This is a genomic window from Wolbachia endosymbiont of Drosophila bicornuta (assembly GCF_028982105.1).
Lineage (GTDB): Bacteria > Pseudomonadota > Alphaproteobacteria > Rickettsiales > Anaplasmataceae > Wolbachia > Wolbachia pipientis.
The window spans coordinates 1-1,859 of sequence record NZ_JAPQLF010000036.1; the positions used below are offsets into that span (position 1 = coordinate 1).

General features: G+C 35.1%; 2 protein-coding genes and 2 pseudogenes. 1 reads left to right on the forward strand and 3 read right to left on the reverse strand.

Annotated elements, in window-relative coordinates:
- The 3 genes and pseudogenes from OZD68_RS06685 to OZD68_RS00440 all read right to left on the reverse strand — a co-directional run.
- Positions 1–177: pseudogene (locus OZD68_RS06685) on the reverse strand (IS5 family transposase); the annotation flags it as partial.
- A 178-nt stretch (positions 178–355) separates the two neighbouring features.
- On the reverse strand, positions 356–1,042 hold the full coding sequence (locus tag OZD68_RS00435) for an acyloxyacyl hydrolase (protein WP_275008704.1): 687 nt from the start codon (positions 1,040–1,042) through the stop codon (positions 356–358).
- A gap of 247 nt (positions 1,043–1,289) precedes the next feature.
- Positions 1,290–1,415 (reverse strand): hypothetical protein, encoded by a 126-nt coding sequence (locus tag OZD68_RS00440; RefSeq protein WP_275008706.1) that lies wholly within the window; start codon positions 1,413–1,415, stop codon positions 1,290–1,292.
- A 40-nt stretch (positions 1,416–1,455) separates the two neighbouring features.
- Between OZD68_RS00440 and OZD68_RS06690 the strand changes: the two are divergent.
- Positions 1,456–1,859, forward strand: a pseudogene (locus OZD68_RS06690) (transposase); the annotation flags it as partial.

The following is a 1,859-nucleotide window of genomic DNA, read 5'->3' on the forward strand; positions in this document are numbered from 1 at the left end:
TATTATGTGCACCAAAATTACAACTTTATCGCTATAAATATTGTTGCCACCTGGTATTTTTGGACCATTCTCGTACCACTTTTCTATGGCTTCGTTGATATAATGAAAAATATTTCCTCTTTTTTCTAGAAATTTGTTATATTCGCTATGGTTACTGACCCTCATTTTTTGTGGCATATTTTTTCTTTCAAGGTTAAATGGCTATTTTATAATGAATTTTGTCAGTAGCCACCAGATTTTTTCAGTTGCTATGCAACAAAGCCCACTGGAATCCACATTTCTTTTTTCTAGATCCCAGTGTCATGCTACTTGAATGACAAGAAAAAACCCACTGGGATAACAAGACTGAGATAGACTAAAAATTAAACGCTACTCCAGCTTCTGCACCAACAGTGCTGTAAAGGACTGTATGTCCTCCTTTGTCTTTCTCACCACCGCTTTTATCGAAATTAGCACCATAAGAACCGAAATAACGAGCTCCAGCATAAAGTTTGACTTCTGGAGCTACATCATAACTAACACCAGCTTTTACTTGACCAGCAAAACCAAATTTACTTTTTTGATCATTCACAGCGTCTTTCAAAGGAGTGCTAATATACGCTGCACCAACACCAACACCAACATATGGAGTGATAGGCATATCTTCAATTGCTATATCGTAATAAACGTTAACTAGCCCTGAAATTGCTGTTAAGCTGCCCGCAACAGTATCTGGAGTAAGCACTTCATCATTGTTCACATTCTTGTTTAGCTGTGAATATAGCCCTTCAATATCAACTCTAATGTCGTCCATTTTATAACCAAATGCGGCACCACCTCCTATAAAAGAAGCCTTAAAAGGATCAACATCATCAGTCCCCTTTTTAATTTTCATGTTATCAACTTTTGTGAAAAGAGGTAAAACTTCACCGTTGTATTGCAAACGAACGTAGTAGCTAGTTTCTTCATCACCTATTGGAGCAACAGGATCTGAAAAAGCAGAGTTTGATAAACTTAGCAACGTTGCTAAAGCGGCTGCTGAAAAAAACTTTTTATAATGCATAATTGTCCTCGTAAAAAAAATTAAAATTCCACTTTAGCAGTCTAAGTAACAACTAAAGTTAAGTCAAGTGCTAACTTAATAACACAAAATATTCTACATTTTAACTAATTTTTAGGAGAAGACAAAGATTTTATTAATGAATAAATACGACTTTTGATTTTTTGGTATAGCTAACACAGGTAAGATTTACTATCGAAAGACCTCGTCATCTCGCTGCTTGTTAGCGGATGAGAAATCCACAACTGTACTAACATTGCAATTTGGGCCTAGCAGGAGGGCAATGCTTCTTATCCAAGTACCATCTTCTTGTCATCCCAGTCTGGGATGGCTTTGTTGCATCGCTCAAGTGAAAAGAACTGGCAGTTACTGACAAAATTCATTATAAATAGCCATTTAACTGTTGAAGAAAAAATATGCCACAAAAAATGAGAGTCAGTAACTGCCATGAATATAACAAATTTCTCCAAGAAAGAGGAAGCATTTTTTATTATATCAATGACGCCATAGAAAATTGGTACGAGAATTGTCCAAAAATGCAGGGCGGCAACTATATTTATAGTGATAAAGTTGTGATTTTGGTGCATATAATCGTCAGTTTCTTTAGAATTGGTTTAAGACAAACAGTCGGGTTTATAAAAGGGTATTTGTAACAAATAGGAAGAGATTTGGCAGTTATCAGCTATTCACAAGCATCAAGAAGGTTTAAGAAACTTAATATTAAGATAAATGATTGCAGAATTGATAAAAATAATATGGAAGATATCGAAATTGCTATAGACAGTACAGGAATTAGTATATACAACAACACACAGCAAGG